At 69.1% G+C, this 22,564-nt stretch carries 20 protein-coding genes; 4 read left to right on the top strand and 16 right to left on the bottom strand.

Translation table 11 applies throughout. The features are described 5' to 3' along the window. The first annotated feature begins 3 nt into the window (after window positions 1–3). Together AB0M14_RS14290 and AB0M14_RS14285 are read left to right on the top strand one after the other, a co-directional pair. Window positions 4–1,581 carry a GMC oxidoreductase gene (locus AB0M14_RS14290; protein WP_364993919.1) on the top strand — a complete coding sequence of 526 codons (1,578 nt, stop codon included), beginning with the start codon at window positions 4–6 and terminating at the stop codon, window positions 1,579–1,581. A 59-nt stretch (window positions 1,582–1,640) separates the two neighbouring features. Continuing rightward, window positions 1,641–2,951 (top strand): lipase family protein, encoded by a 1,311-nt coding sequence (locus AB0M14_RS14285; RefSeq protein ID WP_364993917.1) that lies wholly within the window; start codon window positions 1,641–1,643, stop codon window positions 2,949–2,951. Between the two features lie 11 nt (window positions 2,952–2,962). Here the strand turns inward: AB0M14_RS14285 and AB0M14_RS14280 are convergent, their stop codons facing one another. Further along, window positions 2,963–3,727, bottom strand: coding sequence for an SDR family oxidoreductase (locus tag AB0M14_RS14280; protein WP_364993914.1), 765 nt, complete (start codon window positions 3,725–3,727; stop codon window positions 2,963–2,965). Window positions 3,728–3,837: 110 nt separating this feature from the next. On the opposite strand from AB0M14_RS14280, the gene AB0M14_RS14275 reads away from it, so the two are divergent. After that, the gene (locus AB0M14_RS14275; protein WP_364993911.1) at window positions 3,838–4,434 is read left to right on the top strand and encodes a helix-turn-helix domain-containing protein; all 597 of its coding nucleotides are present in this window, start codon (window positions 3,838–3,840) and stop codon (window positions 4,432–4,434) included. On the opposite strand, the gene AB0M14_RS14270 is transcribed toward AB0M14_RS14275, so the two are convergent. The 13 genes from AB0M14_RS14270 to AB0M14_RS14210 form a co-directional block, all read right to left on the bottom strand. Continuing rightward, on the bottom strand, window positions 4,403–5,272 hold the full coding sequence (locus AB0M14_RS14270) for an alpha/beta hydrolase (RefSeq protein ID WP_364993908.1): 870 nt from the start codon (window positions 5,270–5,272) through the stop codon (window positions 4,403–4,405). The genes AB0M14_RS14275 and AB0M14_RS14270 overlap by 32 nt on opposite strands. A gap of 47 nt (window positions 5,273–5,319) precedes the next feature. Next, window positions 5,320–6,804 carry an NAD(P)/FAD-dependent oxidoreductase gene (locus tag AB0M14_RS14265; RefSeq protein WP_364993905.1) on the bottom strand — a complete coding sequence of 495 codons (1,485 nt, stop codon included), beginning with the start codon at window positions 6,802–6,804 and terminating at the stop codon, window positions 5,320–5,322. 80 nt (window positions 6,805–6,884) lie between these two features. Then, window positions 6,885–7,907 (bottom strand): NUDIX domain-containing protein, encoded by a 1,023-nt coding sequence (locus AB0M14_RS14260; protein WP_364995776.1) that lies wholly within the window; start codon window positions 7,905–7,907, stop codon window positions 6,885–6,887. After that, window positions 7,907–9,031, bottom strand: a complete 1,125-nt coding sequence (locus AB0M14_RS14255) for a glycosyltransferase family 4 protein (protein ID WP_364993902.1) — start codon at window positions 9,029–9,031, stop codon at window positions 7,907–7,909. The genes AB0M14_RS14260 and AB0M14_RS14255 overlap by 1 nt, the downstream gene beginning before the upstream one ends. After that, the gene (locus AB0M14_RS14250; RefSeq protein WP_364993899.1) at window positions 9,028–9,954 is read right to left on the bottom strand and encodes a phosphatidylinositol mannoside acyltransferase; all 927 of its coding nucleotides are present in this window, start codon (window positions 9,952–9,954) and stop codon (window positions 9,028–9,030) included. Before AB0M14_RS14250 ends, AB0M14_RS14255 begins: the two co-directional genes overlap by 4 nt. A 33-nt stretch (window positions 9,955–9,987) precedes the next feature. Then, on the bottom strand, window positions 9,988–10,656 hold the full coding sequence (gene pgsA, locus AB0M14_RS14245) for a phosphatidylinositol phosphate synthase (protein WP_364993897.1): 669 nt from the start codon (window positions 10,654–10,656) through the stop codon (window positions 9,988–9,990). 4 nt (window positions 10,657–10,660) lie between these two features. Further along, complete coding sequence (locus AB0M14_RS14240) at window positions 10,661–11,224, bottom strand: HIT domain-containing protein (protein WP_364993894.1); 564 nt, start codon at window positions 11,222–11,224, stop codon at window positions 10,661–10,663. Further along, window positions 11,221–13,278, bottom strand: a complete 2,058-nt coding sequence (gene thrS, locus AB0M14_RS14235; protein ID WP_364993891.1) for a threonine--tRNA ligase — start codon at window positions 13,276–13,278, stop codon at window positions 11,221–11,223. Before thrS ends, AB0M14_RS14240 begins: the two co-directional genes overlap by 4 nt. A gap of 138 nt (window positions 13,279–13,416) precedes the next feature. Continuing rightward, the gene (locus AB0M14_RS14230) at window positions 13,417–14,064 is read right to left on the bottom strand and encodes a (2Fe-2S)-binding protein (protein WP_364993888.1); all 648 of its coding nucleotides are present in this window, start codon (window positions 14,062–14,064) and stop codon (window positions 13,417–13,419) included. Then, on the bottom strand, window positions 14,061–14,492 hold the full coding sequence (locus AB0M14_RS14225; RefSeq protein ID WP_364993885.1) for a TIGR02611 family protein: 432 nt from the start codon (window positions 14,490–14,492) through the stop codon (window positions 14,061–14,063). Before AB0M14_RS14225 ends, AB0M14_RS14230 begins: the two co-directional genes overlap by 4 nt. Window positions 14,493–14,596: 104 nt before the next feature. Next, window positions 14,597–16,840: a bifunctional SulP family inorganic anion transporter/carbonic anhydrase gene (locus AB0M14_RS14220; RefSeq protein WP_364993882.1), complete on the bottom strand. Its 2,244-nt coding sequence runs from the start codon at window positions 16,838–16,840 to the stop codon at window positions 14,597–14,599. A 166-nt stretch (window positions 16,841–17,006) separates the two neighbouring features. Then, a complete protein-coding gene (locus AB0M14_RS14215) occupies window positions 17,007–19,253 on the bottom strand; it encodes a bifunctional SulP family inorganic anion transporter/carbonic anhydrase (RefSeq protein WP_364993879.1) in 2,247 nt (748 codons plus the stop codon). Between the two features lie 217 nt (window positions 19,254–19,470). After that, on the bottom strand, window positions 19,471–19,845 hold the full coding sequence (locus tag AB0M14_RS14210; protein WP_364993876.1) for a VOC family protein: 375 nt from the start codon (window positions 19,843–19,845) through the stop codon (window positions 19,471–19,473). 102 nt (window positions 19,846–19,947) lie between these two features. Here AB0M14_RS14210 and AB0M14_RS14205 point away from each other — a divergent pair, with 102 nt between their 5' ends. Further along, complete coding sequence (locus tag AB0M14_RS14205; protein WP_364993873.1) at window positions 19,948–20,550, top strand: hypothetical protein; 603 nt, start codon at window positions 19,948–19,950, stop codon at window positions 20,548–20,550. A gap of 104 nt (window positions 20,551–20,654) precedes the next feature. Here the strand turns inward: AB0M14_RS14205 and AB0M14_RS14200 are convergent, their stop codons facing one another. Together AB0M14_RS14200 and AB0M14_RS14195 are read right to left on the bottom strand one after the other, a co-directional pair. Continuing rightward, window positions 20,655–21,284, bottom strand: a complete 630-nt coding sequence (locus AB0M14_RS14200) for a response regulator transcription factor (protein WP_364993871.1) — start codon at window positions 21,282–21,284, stop codon at window positions 20,655–20,657. Beyond that, window positions 21,281–22,438: a sensor histidine kinase gene (locus tag AB0M14_RS14195; RefSeq protein WP_364993868.1), complete on the bottom strand. Its 1,158-nt coding sequence runs from the start codon at window positions 22,436–22,438 to the stop codon at window positions 21,281–21,283. The genes AB0M14_RS14200 and AB0M14_RS14195 overlap by 4 nt, the downstream gene beginning before the upstream one ends. Window positions 22,439–22,564: the final 126 nt, after the last annotated feature.

Below are 22,564 nucleotides of genomic sequence, written 5' to 3'. Positions count from 1 at the left end.
TGTATGCCAGAGATATCGCGCCGGTCACTGCTGACCGGGGCGGCCGCGGCCGGAGCCATGCTCCTGGGCACGCGGACCGCGGGTGCGACGCCCAGCAGAGTCCCGCTCACCCGCGAAGATCATCGCGTCGTCGTGGTCGGCTCCGGGTTCGGCGGCGGCGTGGCCGCACTGCGGCTGGCGCAGGCCGGGGTACCGGTCACCGTGCTCGAACGCGGGATCCGCTGGCCGACCGGGCCCGGCGCGGACACATTTCCGAACCCGACGCGTCCCGACCCGCGCATGCTCTGGCACCAGTCCATGCGCAGCCCCTTCGGCAGCAGCCTCGACGTCGAGCGCTACACCGGACTGATCGACGCGGTGTCCGGGGTGAATATGACCGCACTGTGCGCCGCCGGCGTGGGCGGCGGATCCCTGATCTACCAGGGGATGTCGCTCCAGCCCGCCGAGGCGGTCTTCAACGCGCACCTGCCGCCGGAACTGGACTGGGCCACGATGGACCGGGTGCACTACCGGCGGGTGGAGCGCATGCTCGGCCTGGCCGTCGCGCCCGACGAACTCATCGCCAGCCCCACCTATGCGGCTCCGCGGATCTTCGCCGAGCACGTGCGCCGGGCCGGACTGCCGCTGTCGAAGATCCCGATGCCGATCGACTGGAATTTCGCGCTCGCCGAGCTGCGCGGGGAGATGGCGGCCTCCTACACCAACGGTTCCGGCGCGCTCGGCGTGAACAACGGCGGCAAGCATTCGGTCGACGTCACCTATCTGGCGCGAGCCGAGGCGACCGGGCGAGTCACCGTCGAGACTTTGCACCAGGTCACCGATGTCGAGCGCGCCGCCGACGGGCGCTGGCTGGTGCACATCGATCGCATCGACACCACCGGCGCGGTGCTGGAGAACAAGATTCTCACCACCGACGCCCTGGTCCTGGCGGCGGGCAGTCTCAACACCACCCGCTTGCTCGTGCGCGCGGCGGCCAAGGGGCAGATCCCCGATCTGCCCGACAACCTCGGGCAAGGCTGGGGCACCAACGCCGACCGCATCTACGTATGGACCAACCTCACCGAGGAATTCGGCGCGGCACAGGGTGGCCCGGTCGTCTACGGCAGCCTGAACTGGGACGACCCGCACAGCGCGCACACCCTCATCCAGGCCTCTACGCCACCGATGCCCCTGGACGCGCACAGCACGATGCTGGTCGGCTACGGCGTCAGCGACAGCCGCGGCCGCTTCGTCTACGACTCGCGCACCGACGACGCCATCCTGCACTGGCCGGCGGACGGCGACAAGTACACCTTCGATCAGCACATCGGCCCGACCGCCAACCGGATCGCCGGTGCGGGAAGCACTCTCACCGACACCAACGCCCTGTTCCCGTCGACCTGGCATCCACTCGGCGGGGCCTGCATGGGCACGGTCTGCGATCTCGACGGCCGGGTGCTCGGGCAACGCGGGCTCTACGTCGTCGACGGCGCGCTGCTACCCGGCAACGCCGCCGCCTGCAATCCGTCCATGACCATCGCGGCCGTCGCCGAACGCGCCCTGGACAACCTCGTCGCCCACGACGTCGGAACTGTGATCTGACCTTCCGGTCACCGAACAACCTCGCGCACCGGTGCGCGAGCGAATATCTGGAGAAACCCATGCACGCTGTCACTACCCCACCGCGACTACGCCGCCTCGCGCTGAGCACCGCGCTGGCCTGCTGCGCCGCCGCCGGAATCGTCACGGGCGCAACCGATGCCGCGGCCGAACCGGTCAGCGCGTTCTATCATCCGCCCGCACAGTTCGCCGGCACGCCGGGTTCGATCATCCGGACCGAGCCGATGTCGGTACTGGCCACCGTCCCCGGCACCGAGTGGCCGGTAGCCGGCCAGCGGGTGATGTACACCTCACAGCGTCAGGACGGCACACCGGTAGCCGTCACCGGCAGTTATGTAGCGGGCACCCGCCCGTGGCAGGGCGCGGGCGCGCGGCCGACGATCGTGATCGCGCCGGGCACCGTCGGCCAGGGCGACCAGTGCGCCGCGTCGGTCGCGGTATCGACCGGTTTCATCGTCGATCTGGACCGGCGCTCGATGTCGCCGAACCAGGAGGCGGTGGCGCTCGCCGCGTGGAGCGGGCTGGGCGCGAATGTCTTCATCACCGACTACATCGGCCTGGGCACACCGGGCATCCACACCTACGTCAACCGGACCGAGTCCGCGCACGCGGTGCTCGACGCCGCGCGTGCCGCCGGCCACCTGGCGGGCACGGGATCCGCGACACCGCTGGCGTTCTGGGGCTACTCCCAGGGCGGCGGCGCGACGGCCGCCGCCGCGGAGTTGCAGCCGGAGTACGCACCGGAACTCGATCTGAAGGGCGTCTGGGCCGGGGCGCCACCCGCGGACCTGTTCGCGGTGATCGGCCAGATCGACAGCGGCAATCTGATCGGCGGCGCGATCGGCTTCGCCCTCAACGGTTTCCGGGACCGGTACCCGGCATTGGCGACCGAGGTCGATCGCCGTGTCACGCCAGGAGGCAAGGCGACGCTGGACGCGCTCGCCAACGACTGCATCGGCGATGTCATCCTGAAGCGGCCGTTCCTGCGCACCGCCCAGCTCACCGTGGACGGCCGCCCACTACCGGATCACCTGCGCGAACTCCCCGAAGCCGCCGCGATTCTCGCCGAGCAGCGGATCGGCCATCGCACTCCCGGAGTCCCCGTCCTGGTCACCAGCGGCATCAACGACGACACCATCCCCTACGCCCAGGTCCGCCAGCTGGCTCAGGACTGGTGCGCGCGGGGCGCCACCGTCACCTTCCGCACCAATCATCTGCCCGCCATCCTCCCCGGCGCCACCATCCCCAACCACTTCGGGCCGGAACTCATCGACGGCTTCGTCGACAATGTCATCCCGTACCTGCTCGACCGGCTGGCCGGAAAACCGCTCAGCGGTTGCACATTCGACTGATCGCCGAGCTGCTATTGCCCGCCGGTGGCCATGGTGCCGCCGTCGACCACGATCTCGGTGCCGGTTACGAAGGACGCCTCATCGCTCATCAGGAACCGCACGACCTGAGCGACCTCTTCGGGCCGGCCGAGCCGGGCCAGAATCGACTTCGCCGCCTGCGCCTCGATGTACTCCGGCGGTACACCGTTGCGCAGCATCGGCGTGTCGATATAGCCGGGGCACACCGCGTTGACTCGGACGCCGACCGAGCCGCCGAGGTGTGCCATCGAGCGGGTGAGCCCGAGCAGCCCGGCCTTAGACGCCGCGTAGGCGGGAATGAACGCTTGGCCGATGAACGCCTCGATGGAGGAGATGCCGACCACCGCGGAGCCGGGGTTCGCGGTCAGATCCGCCCAGACCGCTTGCGCGAGCAGCGCTTCGGCGCGCAAGTTCACATCGAGCACGGCGTCCCACTTCTCCGCGTCCAGATAGCCGACCGGTTCGGCGCGCACCACGCCGGCCGCGTGCACGAGTCCGCCTATGCTGCCGAGAGTTTCGCGAGTCGGGGCGACCGCTGCGTCGATCGCCGCGGTATCGGTGACGTCGATGCCGACCCCGAGGGCGGCGACGCCGAACTCCTCGGCGATCGCGGCGGCCTCGTCCTTGGCGGCGGCGCCCACCAGGTCCCAGAGCGCGACCGGCCGGCCCACCGCGGCCAGGGCCCGAGCGCAGGCCCTGCCGATTCCGGACGCTCCGCCGGTGACGATGACGCCGGTGCCCGGTGTGTGTGCGGCCATGATTCCTCCAGTGCGACAAGCTTTTCGGTGCTGTTGCGGCACACTGTAGATCGGTGTCTAGACTCGCGTCTCAGGTACCCGGAATCCATCCCACCCAGCAGAATGACCACATGAATCCCTCCGCTCGTGCCACGTTCACCACCGTGCGCGCCCTCTCGTCCAGTCAGCGGGAGCGGCGCGAACGGCTGCTGGCCGCGGCACGGGAGCTGGCCACCGCGGGCGGGTATCCGGCGGTCACCATGCACGAGGTCGCGGACCGGGCGCAGGTCGCGCGCGCCACGGTCTACCGCTACTTCAGCAGCAAGGATCAACTGCTCACCGCCGTCGGAGCGCAGTGGGCCCGGGCGGCCACCGATGCCGTTCCCGCGCAACGAGCTACGGGCGGCGCCGCCGCCACGATGGCGGCGGCGCTCGGCGCGATCATCGATCGCACCGGCGCGGACCTGCCGCTCACCTCGGCCGTGGTGCTCGCGGTGATCTCCGGCGACCCGACGGCCGAGCGGGAACGCGAGGAGCTCTACGCCTTCATGCTCGCGCGGTTCGACGTGCTGATCGGCGACGATCTGGCTCCGCCCGACCGCGAGCAGGTCGGTTATCTGCTGGGGCATCTGCTGCTGGCCGCGTTCACCAGCATGTGCACGATGAATCAGAGTGCCGAGCTGGTGCGCGGCATGCTTACCGGCGCGGCGCGTCGCCTGCTGCCGTGAGCGCGGCAGCCAGCTCGTCGAGTGCCGCCCGAGCCCGAGCCGACATCATGGGCACCGCGTGGAAGGCATGCCACAGCCCGGGATAGCTCCGGAATCCCAGCGGCACAACGGAATCGCGGAGCCGATCGGCCAGGCGCAGGGCGTCGCCGTGCAGCGGATCGTCCTCGGCAGTCTGCAGCACGATCGGGGGCAGGCCGGCCAGCTCCCGATGCAGTGGGGACAGTTCCCGGCGAACCCGCTGCGACATGTCAGGCAGGTAGGCATCGAGGAACCGGCGCATCAGGGCGGCGGTGAGCAGCGGCTCGCGGTCGGCGGGACCGGTGAAGACCGAGGACTCGGCGCTCAAATCGAGGACCGGGCAGATCAATCCGAGCGCAGCCGGCCCGGGCAGCCCCTGCGCGGATGCGCGCAACGCGAGATCCAGGCTCAGCGCGCCGCCCGCCGAATCGCCCGCGACCACGATCCGCGCGGCGGGAATACCGCGCGCGAGCAGCGCCCGGTAGGCGGCCAGGCAATCGTCGTTGGCCGCGGGGTAAGGATTTTCGGGCGCCAGCCGGTAGTTCAGCGCGTACACGGTGGCGTTCATCGCGACGGCGAGATGCCCGGTCAGCGAGCGGTGCGTCTGCGCGGAGCCGATCGCGAAGCCGCCGCCGTGCAGATAAAGCAGCGCGGTATCGGTGGTCCCGCCCGGCGGGGTGAGGATTTCGCAGGGCACGCCGTCGAGCTCGGAGTGGACGACCCGGACGCCGCGCGGCGGACCCGCCAGTGGTCCGCCGACCGCCATCCGGCTCCGGACCGCAGGCCAGTCCGCGCCGCCCGCGAACAGCCAACCAGCCATGAGCCACAACATTTTTCGCAGGAGCGGCGGGGGGACATCGATGCGCATCAGTCGGCCTTCACTGTCTGGATCCGGTGACCCAGGTGGTAGTCGTCGCGATCCGGCGGCCGCCGGATCAGCTTTTCGTAGGCGGCCGGACTCGACGGCCACAGTTCGGGCAGCCCGTCCGCGCCGAGGTACCAGCTCTGGCAACCAGAGGTCCAGACCGTGCCCGGCATGGCGGCACGCAGACCCGCGAGGAATCGCGCGTGCGCGGCCGCAGTGGGTGCCACGGTCTCGAATTCGCCGGCACGCCACCGCTGCATCCAGGTCGTGATACGCCAGGCTTGAACCTCGGCGACCGCGGTCAGCGGATGGTTGGCGAAGGGACTGTACGGCCCGATCAGCGTGAAGAGATTCGGGAAGTCCGGAATCATGAACCCCTGGAAGGTCTGTGGGCCCGCTGCCCAGGCCTGGTCGAGAGTGTGCCCGCGCGCGCCGGTGATCGCCATCGGGCGCATGTAGGCGTGTGAGTCGAATCCGGTTGCCAGCACCAGGATGTCGAGCTCGTGGTGCACGCCGTCCGCGGTGACCACGCCGGTCCGATCGACGTGCTCGATACCGGCGGTCACGACCTCGACGTCCGCCCGCTGCACGGCACGATAGAAGCCGTCGGAGACGACGAGCCGCTTGCACATGGGCTCGTAGTCGGGCGTCAGCTTCCGGCGCAGTTCCGGGTCGCGCACCGTGCGCAGATTCGCCGCGACGACGCGGCCGATCAGCGTGCGGGTCAACCCCGGCGCGATCAATCCCTTCGAGAACAAGCCGAACAGTTCGCGCCACAATAGATAGGCGGCGGCCCCCAGGACCGGAATTCGCCGGTGCAGCATCCTGGTGACCGCGGAGATCTGGCGGTTGGCGGTCGGCAGAATCCACTGCGGGGTGCGCTGGAACAAAGTCACGCGCGGCACCTGCCCCGCCAGCGCGTTCACCAATTGCGTTCCGGTGGAGCCGGACCCGATGATCCCGACCCGCTTGCCCGTGAGGTCGACGGCGTGATCCCAGCGCGCCGAATGGAAGACCGATCCGGCGAAGCCGTCCAGCCCGGTGATCTCCGGGATCCGGGGCCGATGCAGAAACCCGGTGGCGCACACCAGGAAATCGAAACGCTCGCTGCCGTCGAGCGTCGTCACCCACCAGCCGGAATCATCGAACCGAGCGCCGATGACCTCCGAGCCGAACCGAATGTGGTTGTCCAGCCCCGATTCCCGGGCCACCCGCACCAGATAGTCCTTGACCTCCGCGCCGCTGGGATACAGCCGCGTCCAGTCCGGATTCTTCGCGAAGGTGAACTGGTAGTACCGCGATGGAACGTCGCACACCAAACCCGGATAGGTGTTGTCCCGCCAGGTGCCGCCGTAATCGTGGGCTTTCTCGAAGATCGTGAAATCGCCCAGACCCGCCCGCAACAGCTCGGCGCCCATGCAGATCCCGGAGATCCCCGCGCCGACGATGGCGATTCGCGGCTGCCTGCCACCATTGCCGGCGTTCATGAGATCTAAGGCTAGACTCGGGTCTCATCGCTGACAATGGTTGTCCCCGAACCGAATACGTTCAGTCCCGGTGAATGGAATCAGCGGATCGAGGTGACTTCCAGCTCCGCCTCGCTGGCGACCGCGGCGATGGCCGCGGGAAGCAGGTCTTCCAGATGGTAGGGGTAGACGGTTTCGCCGGATTGGTCGATCGCGACGATGTCGGCGGGGGTGCACCATTTGTTGGCCGTGATGGAGCGGCGTTCGATGGTGGTGAAGTTGCCGGGTTCGGGTTCGAAGGCGGGGACGCGCAGGACGTAGAAGAGTTCCTCGGCGCGGATGAGTTCGCGGTTGAAGGGGAAGACGGCGACGCGGCGCCAGATCGGCCCGCGCAGGGTGGCGGGGTTGGCCTCGTAGCCGGTCTCTTCCCAGAGTTCACGGACCGCGGCGTCGCGCAGGGATTCACCGGGTTCGACGCCGCCGCCGATGGTGAACCAGAACGAGATCTCGGGGGTGGCGGGGTCGTTGCCGCGCATCAGCAGGACACGGTCGTCCTCGTCCAGCAGGACGACGCGGGCCGAGGTGCGGACGGTGTCGACCTCGAGGCCGGTGGAGGCGGCGGGGGTGACGCGCTCGGTGATCTCGAAGTAGGTGGGCAGCGGCGCGGTGCCGGCGATGTGCAGCAGGCGGACCGGGCGGCGGGTGCGCAGCGCGAGAGTGTCGCGGACGGCGTCGTTGTGGAAGCGGCGGGCGATCAGGACGCGAGCTTCGGCGTCGGCGAGCTCGGCGACCAGCTGCGGGCGCAGCTCACCGATGTCGACCACGGACAGCGCCGCGGAGAGTTGATTCTCGACGGTTTCGCGGTCGGTGCGGCAGGCGCGTTCGGCCTGCGCCGCCAGCGTGGACAGGCGTTTGGCCTGCTCGGCGTCGGCGATCGCGAGCGCGACCGCGCGGGCGACGACCGCGCGCCGGGCCAGGGCGCTGTCCAGCGCCTGCCAGGACTGATCGGAGCGCACGTGCAGGCGGTCCAGCCGATTGGCGGTGGAGTAGGCCCAGACGCCGATCGACAGCACGACCGCCGCGATCAGCGCGAGGACGAGGACCGTGGTGGCGGAGAAAGTAATCATCCGGCGGCCCGCACCCGGGTGTGGCCGACGGTGACGGTCTCGTAGACCCGCAGGATCTGCTCGGCGACCACCGGCCAATCGTATTCGCCGACAACCTGATTCGCGGTGTGCACCAGCGCCTCCCGGCGTTCGCGGTCGGTGAGCAGGGTATCGAGGGCTGCGGCCAGCCGGGCCGAATCGCCGACCGGGACCAGCATTCCGGCGGTGCCGTCGCGCAGCACCCGGCGGAACGCGTCCAGTTCGCTGGCCACCACGGCGGTTCCGGCGGCCATGGCCTCGATCAGGATGATGCCGAAGCTCTCGCCACCGAGATTCGGCGCCACGTAGACATCGGCGCTGCGCATGGCCGAAGCCTTCTCCGCATCCGACACCTGCCCGAGGAATCGCAGGTGCTCGGCCAGCGGCCCGGCTTCGCGGCGCAGATCCGCCTCGTCGCCTCGCCCGACGATGAGGATCTGCACGTCCGGATGCCGGCGCACCAGCTCCGGCAGCGCCCCCAGCAGCACCGCCATCCCCTTGCGCGGTTCGTCGTAGCGGCCCAGGAACAGCACGGTCCCACCGGGTCTCGGATAGCCGGACAGCATCGGGGCCCGCGCGAACGCGGGCACATCGACACCGTTGGGAATCTCCACCGCGTCCGACCCGAGCGCCTCGACCTGCCAGCGCCGCGCCAGCTCCGACACCGCGATCCGCCCGCTGATCTTCTCGTGATACGGCCGCAGCACACCCTGAAAAGTACTGAGTATCAACGACCTCGTGGTCGAGGTGTGGAACGTCGCGACGATCGGCCCCTCGGCGATCTTCAACGCCAGCATCGACAGCGACGGCGCGTTCGGTTCGTGAATGTGCAGCACGTCGAAGTCGTTGCCGTCGATCCAGCGCCGAATCCTGGTGTAGGCCATGGGCCCGAACGACAGCCGCGCCACCGACCCGTTGTACGGAATCGCCACCGCCCGCCCCGCCGACACCACGAAATCCGGCAGCGGCGTCTCCTCGGAGGCCGGCGCGAGCACGCTCACCTTGTGCCCGCGTTCGATGAACACCCGGGCCAACTCGACCACGTGGGCCTGCACGCCGCCCGGCACGTCGAACGAATACGGGCAGACCATGCCGATTTTCATCGGGGATCCTGGACGGCGGCGATGCGAGCCAGGCGCTCGGCGGACAGATCGCCTTCCCACAGCGGCTGCAGCATGTGCCAATCCGCCGGGTGGGTGGCGATATTCGCGGCGAACCGATCCGCCAGCGCCTGCGTCGCCGCGGCCACGCCGACCGAAACATCCAGCGGCGCTTCGGTCTTCATGCCCCAGCCTTCGCGGCCGTCGGCGCCGACGGTGAACCAGGTGTGCACCGGGATCAGCGCCGCGCCGGTCTCGATCGCCAGTTTCGCGGCGCCAGCGGGCATCCAGGTGCGTTCGCCGAAGAAGTCCACGGGCACACCCTTACCGGTGAGATCCCGCTCCCCCATCAGGCAGACGACCTTGTTCGCCCGCAGCCGCTCGGCCAGCGCCTCGAACGGCGGTTGTTCCCCGCCGGTGAGCGGGAACACCTCGAAACCGAGGCTTTCCCGATACTCGACGAACCGCTCGAACAGCGATTCCGGCTTCAGCCGTTCCGCGACGGTGGCGAAGGTGCCGTGATTCTGCACCAGCCATACCCCGGCCATATCCCAGTTCCCGGAGTGCGGCAGCACGCAGACCGCGCCGCGCCCGGCGTCCAGCGCCGCCTCCAGATGGTGGATGTCCTGCACCGACAGCTCGCGCCCCAGTGCGGCATGGTCCATGCCGGGCAGCCGGAACGCTTCCCGCCAGTACCGGGCGTAGGACCGCATGCTGGCTTGGACCAGCTCGTCCGGCACATGCTCCGGCGTCACGCTCAGCACGCGAGCCAGGTTGCGCCGCAACTGTTTCGGCCCGCCGCCGGCCGCGAAACGATCCGCGCCCGCGTTGAAGAGATTGCGCGCCGCCTGCTCCGGCAGCGCCCGCACCAACCGCCATCCGGCGGCGTAGGCCCGATCGGTCAGCATCGCCTGCAAGTCACTCATCCCCCGAATCCTCCTGTTGCGCACAGGCGCCGGTCACGGCGCCTCCGGAGCCTGCGGCCGCGCCGGTGCGATGACATCGCGCGCGCCGGGCGAATTCCGCACGGCGAGCACGCGCTGGAACACCGTCACGATGCTCAGCACCGCGAGGATCCACATCGCCACATGCACTGCCCACGTGAGCCATTCGATACCCCAGTGTCCGCCGATGCCGGTCAGCCCGGCCCCGACGAGCACGATGATCAGCCGGTCCGGCCGCTCGATCCAGCCGCCGTCGGCCGAGAGCCCGCTGGCCTCGGCGCGCGCCTTGGCGTACGAAATCACCTGGGAGGTGACCAGAACCACGAGCGTGGCGAAGAACAGCCACCGGTTGTGCTCGTGATACACCGCCCACCAGGCGAGTCCGCCGAAGATGGCGCCGTCGGCCACCCGGTCGCAGGTGGCGTCGAGCACCGCACCGTATTTGGTGCCGCCGCCGCGCGCCCGCGCCATCGCGCCGTCCAGCATGTCGAACATGACGAACAGCCAGATCACCATGGTCCCCCAGAACAGGTGCCCGGAGGGGAACAGGGTGACGGCGGCGGCGATCGAGGCGGTGGTGCCGATGACGGTCACGGCGTCGGGGGTGAGCCCGGTCTTGACCAGCGCCTTGCCCAGCGGCGCAGTCGCTTTCGCGAACGTTTCGCGACCGAAGAAGCTCAGCACGCGGCTATTCCGTCTCTTTCCAGGCGGCAGCCAGGAGCGCCCTGGTCTCCCGAAGCAGCTGCGGCATCACCTTCACCCCGCCCACGACGGTGATGAAGTTCGCGTCGCCGCCCCAGCGCGGCACGATGTGCTGGTGCAGATGGTCGGCGAGCGAACCGCCCGCCACGCCACCGAGATTCAGCCCGACGTTGAAACCGTGCGGACGCGACACGCTCTTCATCACCCGGATCGCGCGCTGCGTGAACGCCATCAGCTCCAGGGCTTCCGCGTCGGTGAGCGCTTCGAGGTCGGCGACCCGGCGGTAGGGCACGACCATCATGTGACCCGGGTTGTACGGGTAGAGGTTCAGCACCGCATACACCAATTCGCCACGGGCGATGATCAATCCGTCCTCGTCCGACATCTTGGGGATGTCGGTGAAGGGGTGCCCGCTCGCGTCCGCGGGGCGCGGGGCGGCGGCCGCTTCGGCGATATAGGACATCCGATAGGGCGTCCAAAGCCGTTGCAGCCGATCGGGTTCCCCCGCGCCGCGATCCACGATGCTGTCTTCGAAGTCGCTCTCGGTCATTGCCCGGCCTGAACGATGTCGAAGCCCTCAGCCGTCGGCGAATCGTTGACCCGGTTGCGCACCCAGGCCTCGATGGTGGCCACCGCGTCGGCGGCCGGTACACCGTTGACCTGGGTCCCGTCCCGGAACCGGAAGCTGACCGCGCCGGCGGTCACGTCCCGCTCGCCGGCCAGCAACATGAACGGGATCTTCTGCGCGGTGTTGTTGAAGATCTTCTTTTGCATCCGGTCGTCGCTGCGGTCGACCTGGGCGCGGATGCCCCGATCCCGCAGCTGCTCGATCACCGAATCCAGGTGCGGGGCAAAGGCTTCCGCGACCGGGATGCCGACCACCTGGACCGGCGAGAGCCAGGCCGGGAAGGCGCCGGCGTAATGCTCGGTGAGCACGCCGAAGAACCGCTCGATGGAGCCGAACAGCGCGCGATGGATCATCACCGGGCGATGCTTGCCGCCGTCGGAGCCCGTGTACTCCAGCTCGAAACGCTCGGGCAGGTTGAAGTCGAGCTGAATGGTCGACATCTGCCAGGTGCGGCCCAGCGCGTCCTTGCACTGCACGGAGATCTTCGGGCCGTAGAACGCGGCGCCGCCCGGATCCGGGACCAGCTCCAGGCCCGAGGCCGAGGCGACCTTGGACAGGGTCTCGGTGGCCTCTTCCCAGAGCTCGTCGGAGCCGACGAACTTCTTCGGGTCCTTGGTGGAGAGCTCCAGGTAGAAGTCGTCCAGGCCGTAGTCCTTGAGCAGACCGAGCACGAACTCCAGGGTGCTGGTGAGCTCCGCGTGCATCTGCTCCTTGGTGCAGTAGATGTGCGCGTCGTCCTGGGTCATGCCGCGCACGCGAGTCAGGCCGTGGATCACGCCGGACTTCTCGTAGCGGTACACCGAACCGAACTCGAACATCCGCAGCGGCAGCTCACGGTAGGACCGGCCGCGCGCCCGGAAGATCAAGTTGTGCATCGGGCAGTTCATCGGCTTGACGTAGTAGTCCTGGCCGGGCTTGCGCACGGTGCCGTCGTCGTTCAGCTCGGCATCGAGGTGCATGGCCGGGAACATGCCGTCCTTGTACCAATCGAGGTGGCCGGAGACCTCGAACAGGTGCCCCTTGGTGATGTGCGGGGTGTTGACGAACTCGTAGCCCGCCGCCACGTGCCGGCGGCGCGAGTACTCCTCCATCTCCTTGCGGATGATGCCGCCCTTGGGGTGGAACACCGGCAGGCCGGAGCCGAGCTCGTCGGGGAAGCTGAACAGGTCCAGCTCCAGGCCGAGCTTGCGGTGGTCGCGGCGTTCGGCCTCTTCGAGCAGGCGCAGGTACTCGTCCTGGGCCTCGGTCGACTCCCAGGCGGTGCCGTAGACGCGCTGCAGATCCTCGCGGTCCTGGTCACCGCGCCAGTAGGCGGCCGAGGAGCGGGTCAGCTTGAAGGCCGGAATGAACTTGGTGGTGGGGATGTGCGGGCCCCGGCACAGGTCGCCCCAGACGCGCTCGCCGGTCCGCGGATCGAGGTTGTCGTAGATGGTCAGCTCGTTGCCGCCGACCTCCATCACCTCGGGATCGTCGATCCCGGACTTGTCGTTGATCAGCTCCAGCTTGAACGGCTCCTTGGCCAGTTCGACGCGGGCGTCCTCGATCTCGACCACCCGGCGCGAAAACCGCTGCGCGCCTTTGATGATCTTCTTCATCCGGGATTCCAGCTTGGCCAGATCCTCCGGGGTGAACGGACGCTCGACCTGGAAGTCGTAGTAGAAGCCGTCCTTGATCGGCGGGCCGATGCCGAGCTTGGCCTCCGGGAACTCCTGCTGCACCGCCTGGGCCAGCACGTGCGCGGCGGAGTGCCGGATCACGCTGCGGCCGTCCTCGGTATCGGCGCCGACCGGTTCCACCTCGGTGTCCGCTTCCGGAATCCAGGACAGATCCTTCAGCGCGCCCTCGGCGTCCCGGACCACCACGACGGTGTCCGGGCCCTTGGTGGGCAGGCCCGCCTCCCGCACCGCAGCGCCGGCCGTAGTCCCGGCCGGCACCAGGATGCGCACGGCGAGGGTCTGGGGGGCTGAGGCGTTCACGGCGGCCTTCTCCTTGGCGTTATTTGTTATGCGGGTCTTTCCCGCACGCGTCATCACCGGCGGCATTGAGCTCCGGCGCGACCATGCTATCGGCACCACACCGACGGCGCGTCGCCGCGTCAGCCGGGGCCGGGCGGGTCAGCTCTCCGCGGCCAGCTTCGCCAGCAAGGTTTCCCGCTCCGCCGCAGGGCGTTTCGGGCAGCTGGTGCACATGTCGCAGCCGGGAACCTCGTAAACCAGGCAGCAGGAGATCCGGCGGACGAAGGTGCGGCCGCCGATCTCGACGAAGCGCGGCACCGGGAGCTTGCCGCCGACGTCGGCGGCGAGCCGGGCCCCGGCCTCGGGATCACCGGCATCGCGGGCGCGGTTGCCGGCGGCATCGGCCACGATCGCCCACAGCGACGGCACGCCGGCGCCGGAGACCGCGGCGACCGCCGGAATCACCGCGGACAGCGTCTCGCGCAACGCCGCGGCGGCCGCGGCGCGATGGGACCAGCCGGCGTCGTCACCGGGGAGTTCCTCGGCGGCGTCGCCGGGGAGAATATGGACGCGTTCGATACCGCCGTCCGGCCGCACCGCGCAGTCGAGGCGATCCAGCGCCGGCTCCGGCGCGGGGCGGCCGTCGACGTAGGCCCGGGCCAGCTGTTCCACCAGCGCCGAGGCGGTCATGCACCACCACAGCGTGCCCGCGATGCGCGGGGTGGTGGTGCCCCAGGAATCGCCCATCTCCGCGATCCGGGCCGTCAGCCACTCCGGCTCGGTCAGTGCTGTACCCGGAACGTTCACCAGGTCAGGGGACTGTGCAACCACTTCCATTCGACTCCGATCCAGCCGCCGATCATCCCGAAAGTGCCAAGAACCCAGAGCGTAGCGACGACGAACAGACACGTCAGCGCTGCCGCGAATACTTTCATGACCACACCTCGGCTGGTGTACCAGGCCATACCCTGCCGGTACTTGCCTCGCAGCCAGTGCAATGCCTGACGAGCCCAGGCGAATTCGGTGGCGAGGATGCCGAGTCCGGCGAACACGATCGCCCAGCCGGGGCCGGGGTAGGGAATCGCCAGCACCCCCAGGATCAGTACCGCGACACCGACTACGGCGACCCCGATCCGGTAGGTGAGGTTCAGGGTAGGGCGCTCGGTGATGGCATCGCGGAAGGCGCGCCAGCGGCCGGGTGCGGTTGTCTCGGTCTGTTCCAGCTCGGTGCTCACACCAGCCACAGTACGAGTCGCCTGCTCAACGGTCCTTAAAGGATTCTTGCGAAGGTGCGAACCCGCCCGGAATCCCCGTAGGGCCCGGGCGGGTTCGGTGTGGGTCAGACCAATTCCGGTGCGGCCGGACGATCCTCGAAGTGCGCCAGCCCGTCGACGGTGATCTCGATGACCCGCGCGGACGCGATGTCGAAGAACATGCCCGACACCGTGACACCGCGTTCGGCGATCGCGGCGCGCACCGACGGATGCCGGTGCAGGGTCTCCAACTGAAGGGCGACGTTCACCATGCTCAGCTGGTCGACCTCGCCGAAACCGGCTGCGGCGGCGGCCTTCGCGACAGGGTGGCCGAGCTGGAAGCGGTCCAGGCTGGGCTGTGCTTTCGCCAGCCAGGCGCCGATTCCGGTGTGCGCCATCTGCTGGTGGTCGCCGCGATGCAGGGCGGCCATGGCGCCGCAGGAGGAGTGCCCGCACACCACGATGGAGCGCACGTTCAGCTTCTCCAGTGCGAAGACGAGCGCTGCCTCGACCGAGACATCGCCTTCCTCGGGTACCAGGTTGCCGACATTGCGGACGGTGAACAGGTCACCGGGGCCGCTGTTGGTGATCACGTTCGGCACCACTCGCGAATCGGCGCAGGTGAGGAAGAACGAATCCGGATCCTGGTGGTCGCGCAGTTCGTCCAGGTGCGGGCGCACCACGTGGGCGTGACTGCGGTGGTAGGCGGCGACGCCGGCGGTGATCGGATCCCGCTGCTCCTCCTCGTCGCGCTGCCAGGGACCCAGCACCTCGTCGAACATGGCCCGGCCGAACCCGCGCGCGGGCGGGCCGCTGGACGCGTCCGCCATCCGGGCACTGCCGATCTCCACGAATTCCACACTGCCGCCGTGGATTTCCTGCTGCCGCACCCATTCGGAGAGCGCGTCGAAGGCGGCGTGGTCGAGGAAGTCGACGGTCATCTCGACCGTGACGTCGGCCTCGGCGGGCACCTTCGCCAGCGCCGAGGACAGCCGCGGCAGGGCGAGGAAGGTGCACGACCCGTCGATGGTGACCAGCCAGCGTTGCGACGCCGGAATCTGCTCGGCCACGATCGCGACCCGGACCACCCGCCACAACAGCAGCGCGAAAGCCAGCACCAGGCCGATGATCACGCCCTCGAGCAGGTTCAGGAACACCACGCCCGCGATGGTCACGCCGTAGACCAGCAGGTCACCGGTGCGCCGGGCGAGCCGGATGTGCGCGAGCTTCACCAGTTGCATGCCGATCACGATGAGCAGGCCCGCCAGGGCGGCCAGCGGGATCTGCTGCACCAGCCCGGCCAGGGCGACCGAGAACAGCAGAATCCACACGCCGTGCAGCACCGCCGAGGCCCGGGACCGGGCGCCCGCCTGCACATTGGTGGCGCTGCGCACGATCACGCCGGTGACCGGCAGGCCGCCGACCAGACCCGAGAGCACGTTGGCCGAGCCCTGCCCGATCAGCTCGCGGTCGAAATTGGTGCGCGGCAGGTTGTGCATCTTGTCCACCGCGACCGCCGAGAGCAGGCTCTCCACGCTGGCGATCAGCGCGATGGTCAGCACCATGACGGCGATGGCCGACCAGCCGCCGTCCGGCACCTGGGGCAGGCCGATCGCGTCGAACAGCGAGCCGTCCAGCACGATGCGCTCCGCGCCCGTGGGCAGCAGCAGCGAGAGCACGGTCGCCGCGACGACCGCGACCAGCGGGCCGGGGACGACCCGGATCTGCGCGGGGACGAAGCGCCAGCCGAGCATGATCGCGATGACCACGCCGCCGACGAACACGTCGCCGCCGTGCAGATTGAGCAGCTGACCGGGCAACTCGACGATGTTGTTCCAGGCCGAGCTGTGCGAGGACCCGCCGAGCAGCACGTGCATCTGCTGCAACGCGATGGTGATGCCGATACCGGCCAGCATCGCGTGCACCACCACCGGCGCGACCGCCAGCGCGGCCCGCGCGATCCGGCTGAGCCCGAACAGGATCTGTAGCACGCCCGCCGCGACCACGATGAAACAGGTTGTGCGCCAACCGAATTGGCTGATCGACTCGGCGACGACCACGGTCAGGCCGGCGGCCGGGCCGCTCACTTGCAGGGTGGAGCCGCCGACCAAACCGGCGACGATACCGCCGATGACGGCGGCGATCAGGCCGGCGGCCACGGGCGCACCCGAGGCGACGGCGATACCGAGGGACAACGGCAGCGCGACCAGGAAGACTACGATCGATGCGGGAATATCGTGGCGCGCAAGAGAATTCAGACGATCAGACAGTGATCGGGTACCCGTTCCGGGTCCGGGCACAGGTGGGGCTGGGTCGTTTACGACAGCCATGGCTCCTCCAGGTCCAGTGATGATGAGGCGATCGCCGACGCGCCGTTGGGTCGGCAAGTAAATCCGCCCAAGGCTATTGGTAAAGACTTAGCAAAACTTAAGAAGTTGCCTCGAAGTGGCTGGGACCATAACACTGCAAAGCTGTGAGCGTCACCACATTGCTGGATCAAACCGGTTCCGCCGCAACGCGACTGGGCGTGTCCTCGAACTCGGCGATGCCGTCGACGGTCACCTCGATGACCCGCGCGGTCGCGAGATCGAAGAACAACCCCCGGACCGCGACTCCGCGCTCCCGCATCCCCCGATTCACCGCGGGATGCGCGTGCAACGTCTCCAACTGCAACGCCACGTTCACCATCGCCAGCTGGTCGACCTCGGCGAACCCGGCCGCGGCCGCGGCGCGCGCGACCGGATGCCCGACCCGGAACTGTGCCAAGCTCGGCTGCGCGTGCGCCAGCCAGTCCCCCAGCGCCTGGCCGGTCTGCACCGCACGATGCAGCGCATCCATTGCGCCGCAGCCGGAATGGCCGCACACGACCACGGTGCGCACGTCCAGCTTCTCCAGCGCGTAGATCAGCGCGGCCTCCACCGAGGCGTCGGTGTTGCCGACCGGCACCAGGTTGCCGACATTGCGGACGGTGAACAGGTCACCGGGGCCGCTGTTGGTGATCACATTGGGCACGACCCGGGCATCGGCGCAGGTCAGGAAGAATGTGTCGGCTTCCTGCTGATTGCGCAGACTGTCCAGATGCGGGCGGAGCAGATGCGCGTGCCCGCGGTGGTAGGCCGAGATCCCCGCGACCACCGGATCCACCCGATTCGCGGTGCGCCGCCACGGCCCGATCGCTTCTTCGACCGCCTTGCGGGAGTGCCCGCGGGTGGGCGGGCCCGCCGTCGCCGCCGCCATCCGCACCGACCCGAGTTCCACGAATTCCACTACGCCGCCGCTGTTCCGGCGCCGGTGCACCCAGTCCTCGATCATCTCGTAGGCGGCGTGGTCGAGGAAGTCGACGCTCATCTCCAGCCGGACCACCGCCTGCTCCGGAATTCTCGCCAGCTCCGAGGTCAGCTTCGGCAATGCCAGGAAGGTGCAGCTGCCTTCGATCGTCACCAGCCAGTGGTCGCCGAATTCGCAGCCGGGCAGCGGTTTCGCCACGATGTGCGCCCGGACCACGCGCCACAGCAGCAGCCCGAAGGCCAGCGCCAGGCCGATCAGCACGCCCTCGAGCAGATTCAGGAACACCACGCCGGCGATGGTGACGGCGTAGACCACCAGGTCCCGGGTCCGATGCGCGAGCCGGATGTGCGCCAGCTTCACCAGCTGGATGCCGATCACGATGAGCAGGCCCGCCAGGGCGGCGGTCGGGATCTGGCGCACCAGCCCGACCAGGGCCACCGAGAACACCAGAATCCAGATGCCGTGCAACACCGCCGAGGCCCGGCTGCGCGCTCCCGCTTCGACATTCGTGGCGCTGCGCACGATCACCCCGGCCACCGGCAGGCCGCCGAACAACCCGGAGAGCACGTTCGCCGCCCCCTGACCGAGCAGTTCGCGGTCGAAATCGGTGCGCTCGCCCCCGTGCATCTTGTCCACCGCGACCGCCGAGAGCAGGCTCTGCACGCTGGCGATCAACGCCACTGTGAGCACCGTGACGCCCACCGCGAACCAGTTGCCCTCCGGTAGGCGCGGCAAGGCCAGGTCGTCGAAGAGACTGCCGTTCAGCGGGATCCGGGCCACCTCGACCGGAAGTACCAGCGACAGCACGGTTCCGGCGGTGACCGCGACCAACGGTCCCGGCACCACCCGTAATCGGGCGGGCAGATGCCGCCAGCTCAGCAGGATCACGATGACGGTGACGCCGATCAGCACCGCCGGGCCGTGCGAGTGCAGCAGCTGGCCGGGCAGTTCGACGACATTGCGCCAGGCCGAGCTGTGCGACGAACCGCCGAGCAGCACGTGAATCTGTTGCAGCGCGATGGTGATGCCGATACCGGCCAGCATGGCGTGCACCACCACCGGCGAGATCCCCAGCGCCGCACGGGCAATGCGGCTGAGCCCGAACACCACTTGCAGCACACCGGCCGCCACGGTGATGAAACACGTAGTTGCCCAGCCGAATTGGCTGATGGTCGTGGCCACCACGACCGTGAGCCCGGCGGCGGGCCCGCTCACCTGCAGAGCCGAGCCGCCCAGGGCGCCGCCCACGATGCCGCCGACCACCGCGGCCACCAGACCGGCCGCCACGGGCGCGCCGCTGGCGACCGCGATTCCGAGCGAAAGAGGAAGGGCCACAAGGAAAACCACGAGCGAAGCCGGTAGATCGTGCCGGAGTACCGGCCGTAGCAAGTCGAAGAAGTTGTGCGCGCTGCCGCGCGGCGACGTCCGTGGTGCGGAATCGGTGTCGGTGGACATATTTCTCCTTCGCCGAACCGGCAGCGCCGGATTCGGTTCATCGGTCGAACATGTACAGGCATCGAAATCGAGCGGCAATTACCCGGTTACGCGAGGAACTGGGTGATAGTAAAGACTTAGCAAAGGTGTTGAAAAGGGCTGACGTGGCTTCGACCGGAAATCGCTACCAAACTGTGACCGCAGTCACATCAGGATACCGCGCTGCGGGACCTGGCGATCAGGCCAGCCGCCACGGCGGATTCCGGCGATTCACCCCGCCGCAGAACAGGCACAGCCGGTGCCCGTCCGGATCGCGCAACCGCGCCTCCCGCCACAGCCACGACATGTCAGCGGGCTCCTGGTCGAAGGCGATTCCCGCTTCCCGCAACCGTTTACACTCCGCATCGAGCGCCTCGGTCTCGAAGTAGATGGTGATCTGCTCGTCCCCCGGCACCCGCTCGACAAGATGCACCGAGAAGGTGCTGTCGCCGTCCGGGCATTCGAATCGCAGATAGTCACTCGTCCGCACGATGGCCCGCAACCCCAACAGGGTGTAGAAAGCCTCGGTCCGTCCGAGGTCGGTCGCTCCCACAGTCACTTGATCAAGTCGCATACGGCCACTCCATCACCTCAACCTCGGTTGAGGGCAAGCAGATCCGCGGTGGATCGCGCCAAATCAGCCCGGTGGCGGCGGGCGGCGGAGGAACCTTGGCGGGTGAAGATTTACGCCGATCGCGGGATGGTCGCCGGCCGCCAGGTGCTGTCGGATCTGCTGGTGGTGGCATGGGTGTATGCCACAGTGCGGGCTGCGTGGTGGGTCCACGATCTCGTGCGCAAGCTGGCTGTGCCCGGGCAGAAGCTCGAAGGAGCCGGGAACGGGATGGCCGAGAACCTGGGCGATGTGGGTGACAAAGTCGGGCGGGTGCCGGTGGTCGGCGACGAGCTGACCACACCGTTCGACAAGGCCGCCGCGGCCGCGCGCTCGATCGCGGAGGCCGGACACGATCAGCAGGGGCTGGTCGACGATCTCGCCGTGGCCCTCGCCGTCGGGCTGCTGATCTTTCCGATCGGCCTGGTGCTGTTCGTGTGGCTGCCGCGGCGGGTGCGCTGGATGCGGCGGGCGGGCGCGGCGAAGAGTCTGCGCGCCGCGCCCGCCGGACGCGATCTGCTCGCGTTGCGTGCTCTCGCCAATCAACCGCTGCGCAGCCTGAACCGGATCGATCCGGATGTCGTCAACGCGTGGCGCCGCGGCGACGACGCCACGGTGCGGGAGCTGGCGGCCTTGGAACTGCGCAGCCTGGGGTTGCGCGGCAAGTGAACTCAGCGCGCGGCTGACCTCGGCTCGTCGTCGACCACATTCGTGAAATGCACTCCGCCTACCGTACCGGCCGGCGGGTCGGTCAGTATTCGTCGCCGCGCGGGTCAGCCGAGCAGGCGCTGCTCCGTGGCGACCGCGACGGCCGCGGCGCGGGTGTCGACGCCGAGCTTCTCGTAGATCCGGCCGAGGTGGGTTTTCACCGTGGACTCGCTGATGTGCAGAGCGCGGGCGATTTCCCGGTTGCCGTGGCCGTGGGCGAGCTGGGCGAGGATGTCGAGTTCGCGGGCGGTCAAGGTCGGCACGGGGTTTCGCATGCGGGCCAGCACGCGCTGGGCGACCGGCGGGGACAGCGCGGGACGGCCCGCGGCGGCGGCTCGGATGGCGGCGAACAGTTCTTCGGGGCGTTCGGCTTTGAGGAGATAGCCGGTCGCGCCCGCGGCGATGGCGCGGGTGATGTCGGCGTCGGTGTCGTAGGTGGTGAGGACAAGGATGTGGGTGGCGTTGCCGGACAGCGTGATCCGGCGGGTGGCTTCGATACCGTCGATGCCGTCGCCGAGTTGCAGATCCATCAGCACCACGTCGGGGTGCAGGCGGGCGGTGAGCGCGATGGCTTCCTCGCCGGTGCCCGCCTCGCCGACCACGTCGATGTCGGGGGCGCTGGACAGCAGGGCGAGCAGGCCCGCGCGCACGACCGCGTGGTCGTCGCAGACAAGGACGCGCACAGGCGAATTCATTTCTCTCCCAACGGAATGGCGGCGGACAGCACGGTGCCCTCGCCCGGGGTGGATTCGATCGTCAAGGTGCCGCCGAACTGCTGCAAGCGGGCGCGGATGGCCGCCAGCCCGTAACCGCGATCACCGGATTCGGGCAGCGGGGCCGAGGCGTCGAAACCGCTGCCGTCGTCGGCGATATCGAGGACGACCTGATCGCCGAGTCCGGTCAGGGTCAGGGTGGCGGTCCGCGCCCGGGCGTGTTCGCGAACATTGGCCAGCGCGCCCTGCGCGATGCGCAGCAGGGTCGCTTCGACGCGGTCCGGCAGGCGCGGCGGTTCGCCGTCCGCGTGGAAGCGGACGGCGAGGCCGGCGGTGTTCTCCCGGTGCGCCAGCGCGCTGAGCGCCGCGGCCAGCGAGCCGCTGGCCGCGAGGTCGGCGGGCGCCAGGTCGCGGACGAACTGCCTTGCCTCCGTGAGATTTTGCTCCGCGATGGCCTCGGCGGAGCGCACGTGGTCGTGGGCGCGGCCCGGATCGGTGTCCCAGATGCGGTCGGCGGCCTGGAGCAGCATCCGCTGACTCGACAAACCCTGGGCGAGGGTGTCGTGGATTTCCATGGACAGGCGTTGCCGCTCGGCCAAGGTGCCTGCGCGGCGTTCGGTCGCGGCCAGCTCGCGGCGGGTGCGGATCAGGTCGTCGATGAGGACGCGCCGGCGTTCGGACTGCCGGCGCATGGCAACGAACACGGCGGTGGCGAGCACGACCACCGTCGGCAGGGTGACCAGCACGGCCGGGTCGGGCCAGCCGGCCAGCCTGATCTGCGCGCCCGCGACAAAGGCGGTGAGCACCGCGACCAGGATCAGCGCGGTCCGCAGCGGCAGGATCCGCAATCCGGTGTACAGCAGCGGCACCGCGCACCACGCGAAGCTCGGCGCGAGCGCGACCAGCACGATCCACAGCGCCACGACGAGCGCGAGCCAGACGACGCGGCCGCGGCGCGCGCCGAGCGCGTAGAGCCCGGCTACCGCCACCGACCCCGCGATGATCGCCGGGGTGCGAGCGGAATCGGGATGCCGCAGCAGGAAGCGGGCCAGCGAAGCGGCGACCAGCAACAGGAACGCGGCATGCATGATCACGCCGAGCACCCGGTCGTCGCTCACCTCCGCTTTATCGGTCACCGTCCCATTCTGCCCGTGCGGCAAACGGTCCGTATCAGCCGATCGGACGACACCGGCATCCACCGGGCTACCAGCATTCTCCGGCTCGCTCGCCGATTCGGCGGACCCCGGTGGTGCCGCAGGATC

Origin of the sequence: Nocardia sp. NPDC051832 (assembly GCF_040681285.1) — a bacterium.
In the GTDB taxonomy this organism is placed as follows: Bacteria; Actinomycetota; Actinomycetes; order Mycobacteriales; family Mycobacteriaceae; genus Nocardia.
This window is presented reverse-complemented; position numbering and strand designations above follow the sequence as displayed.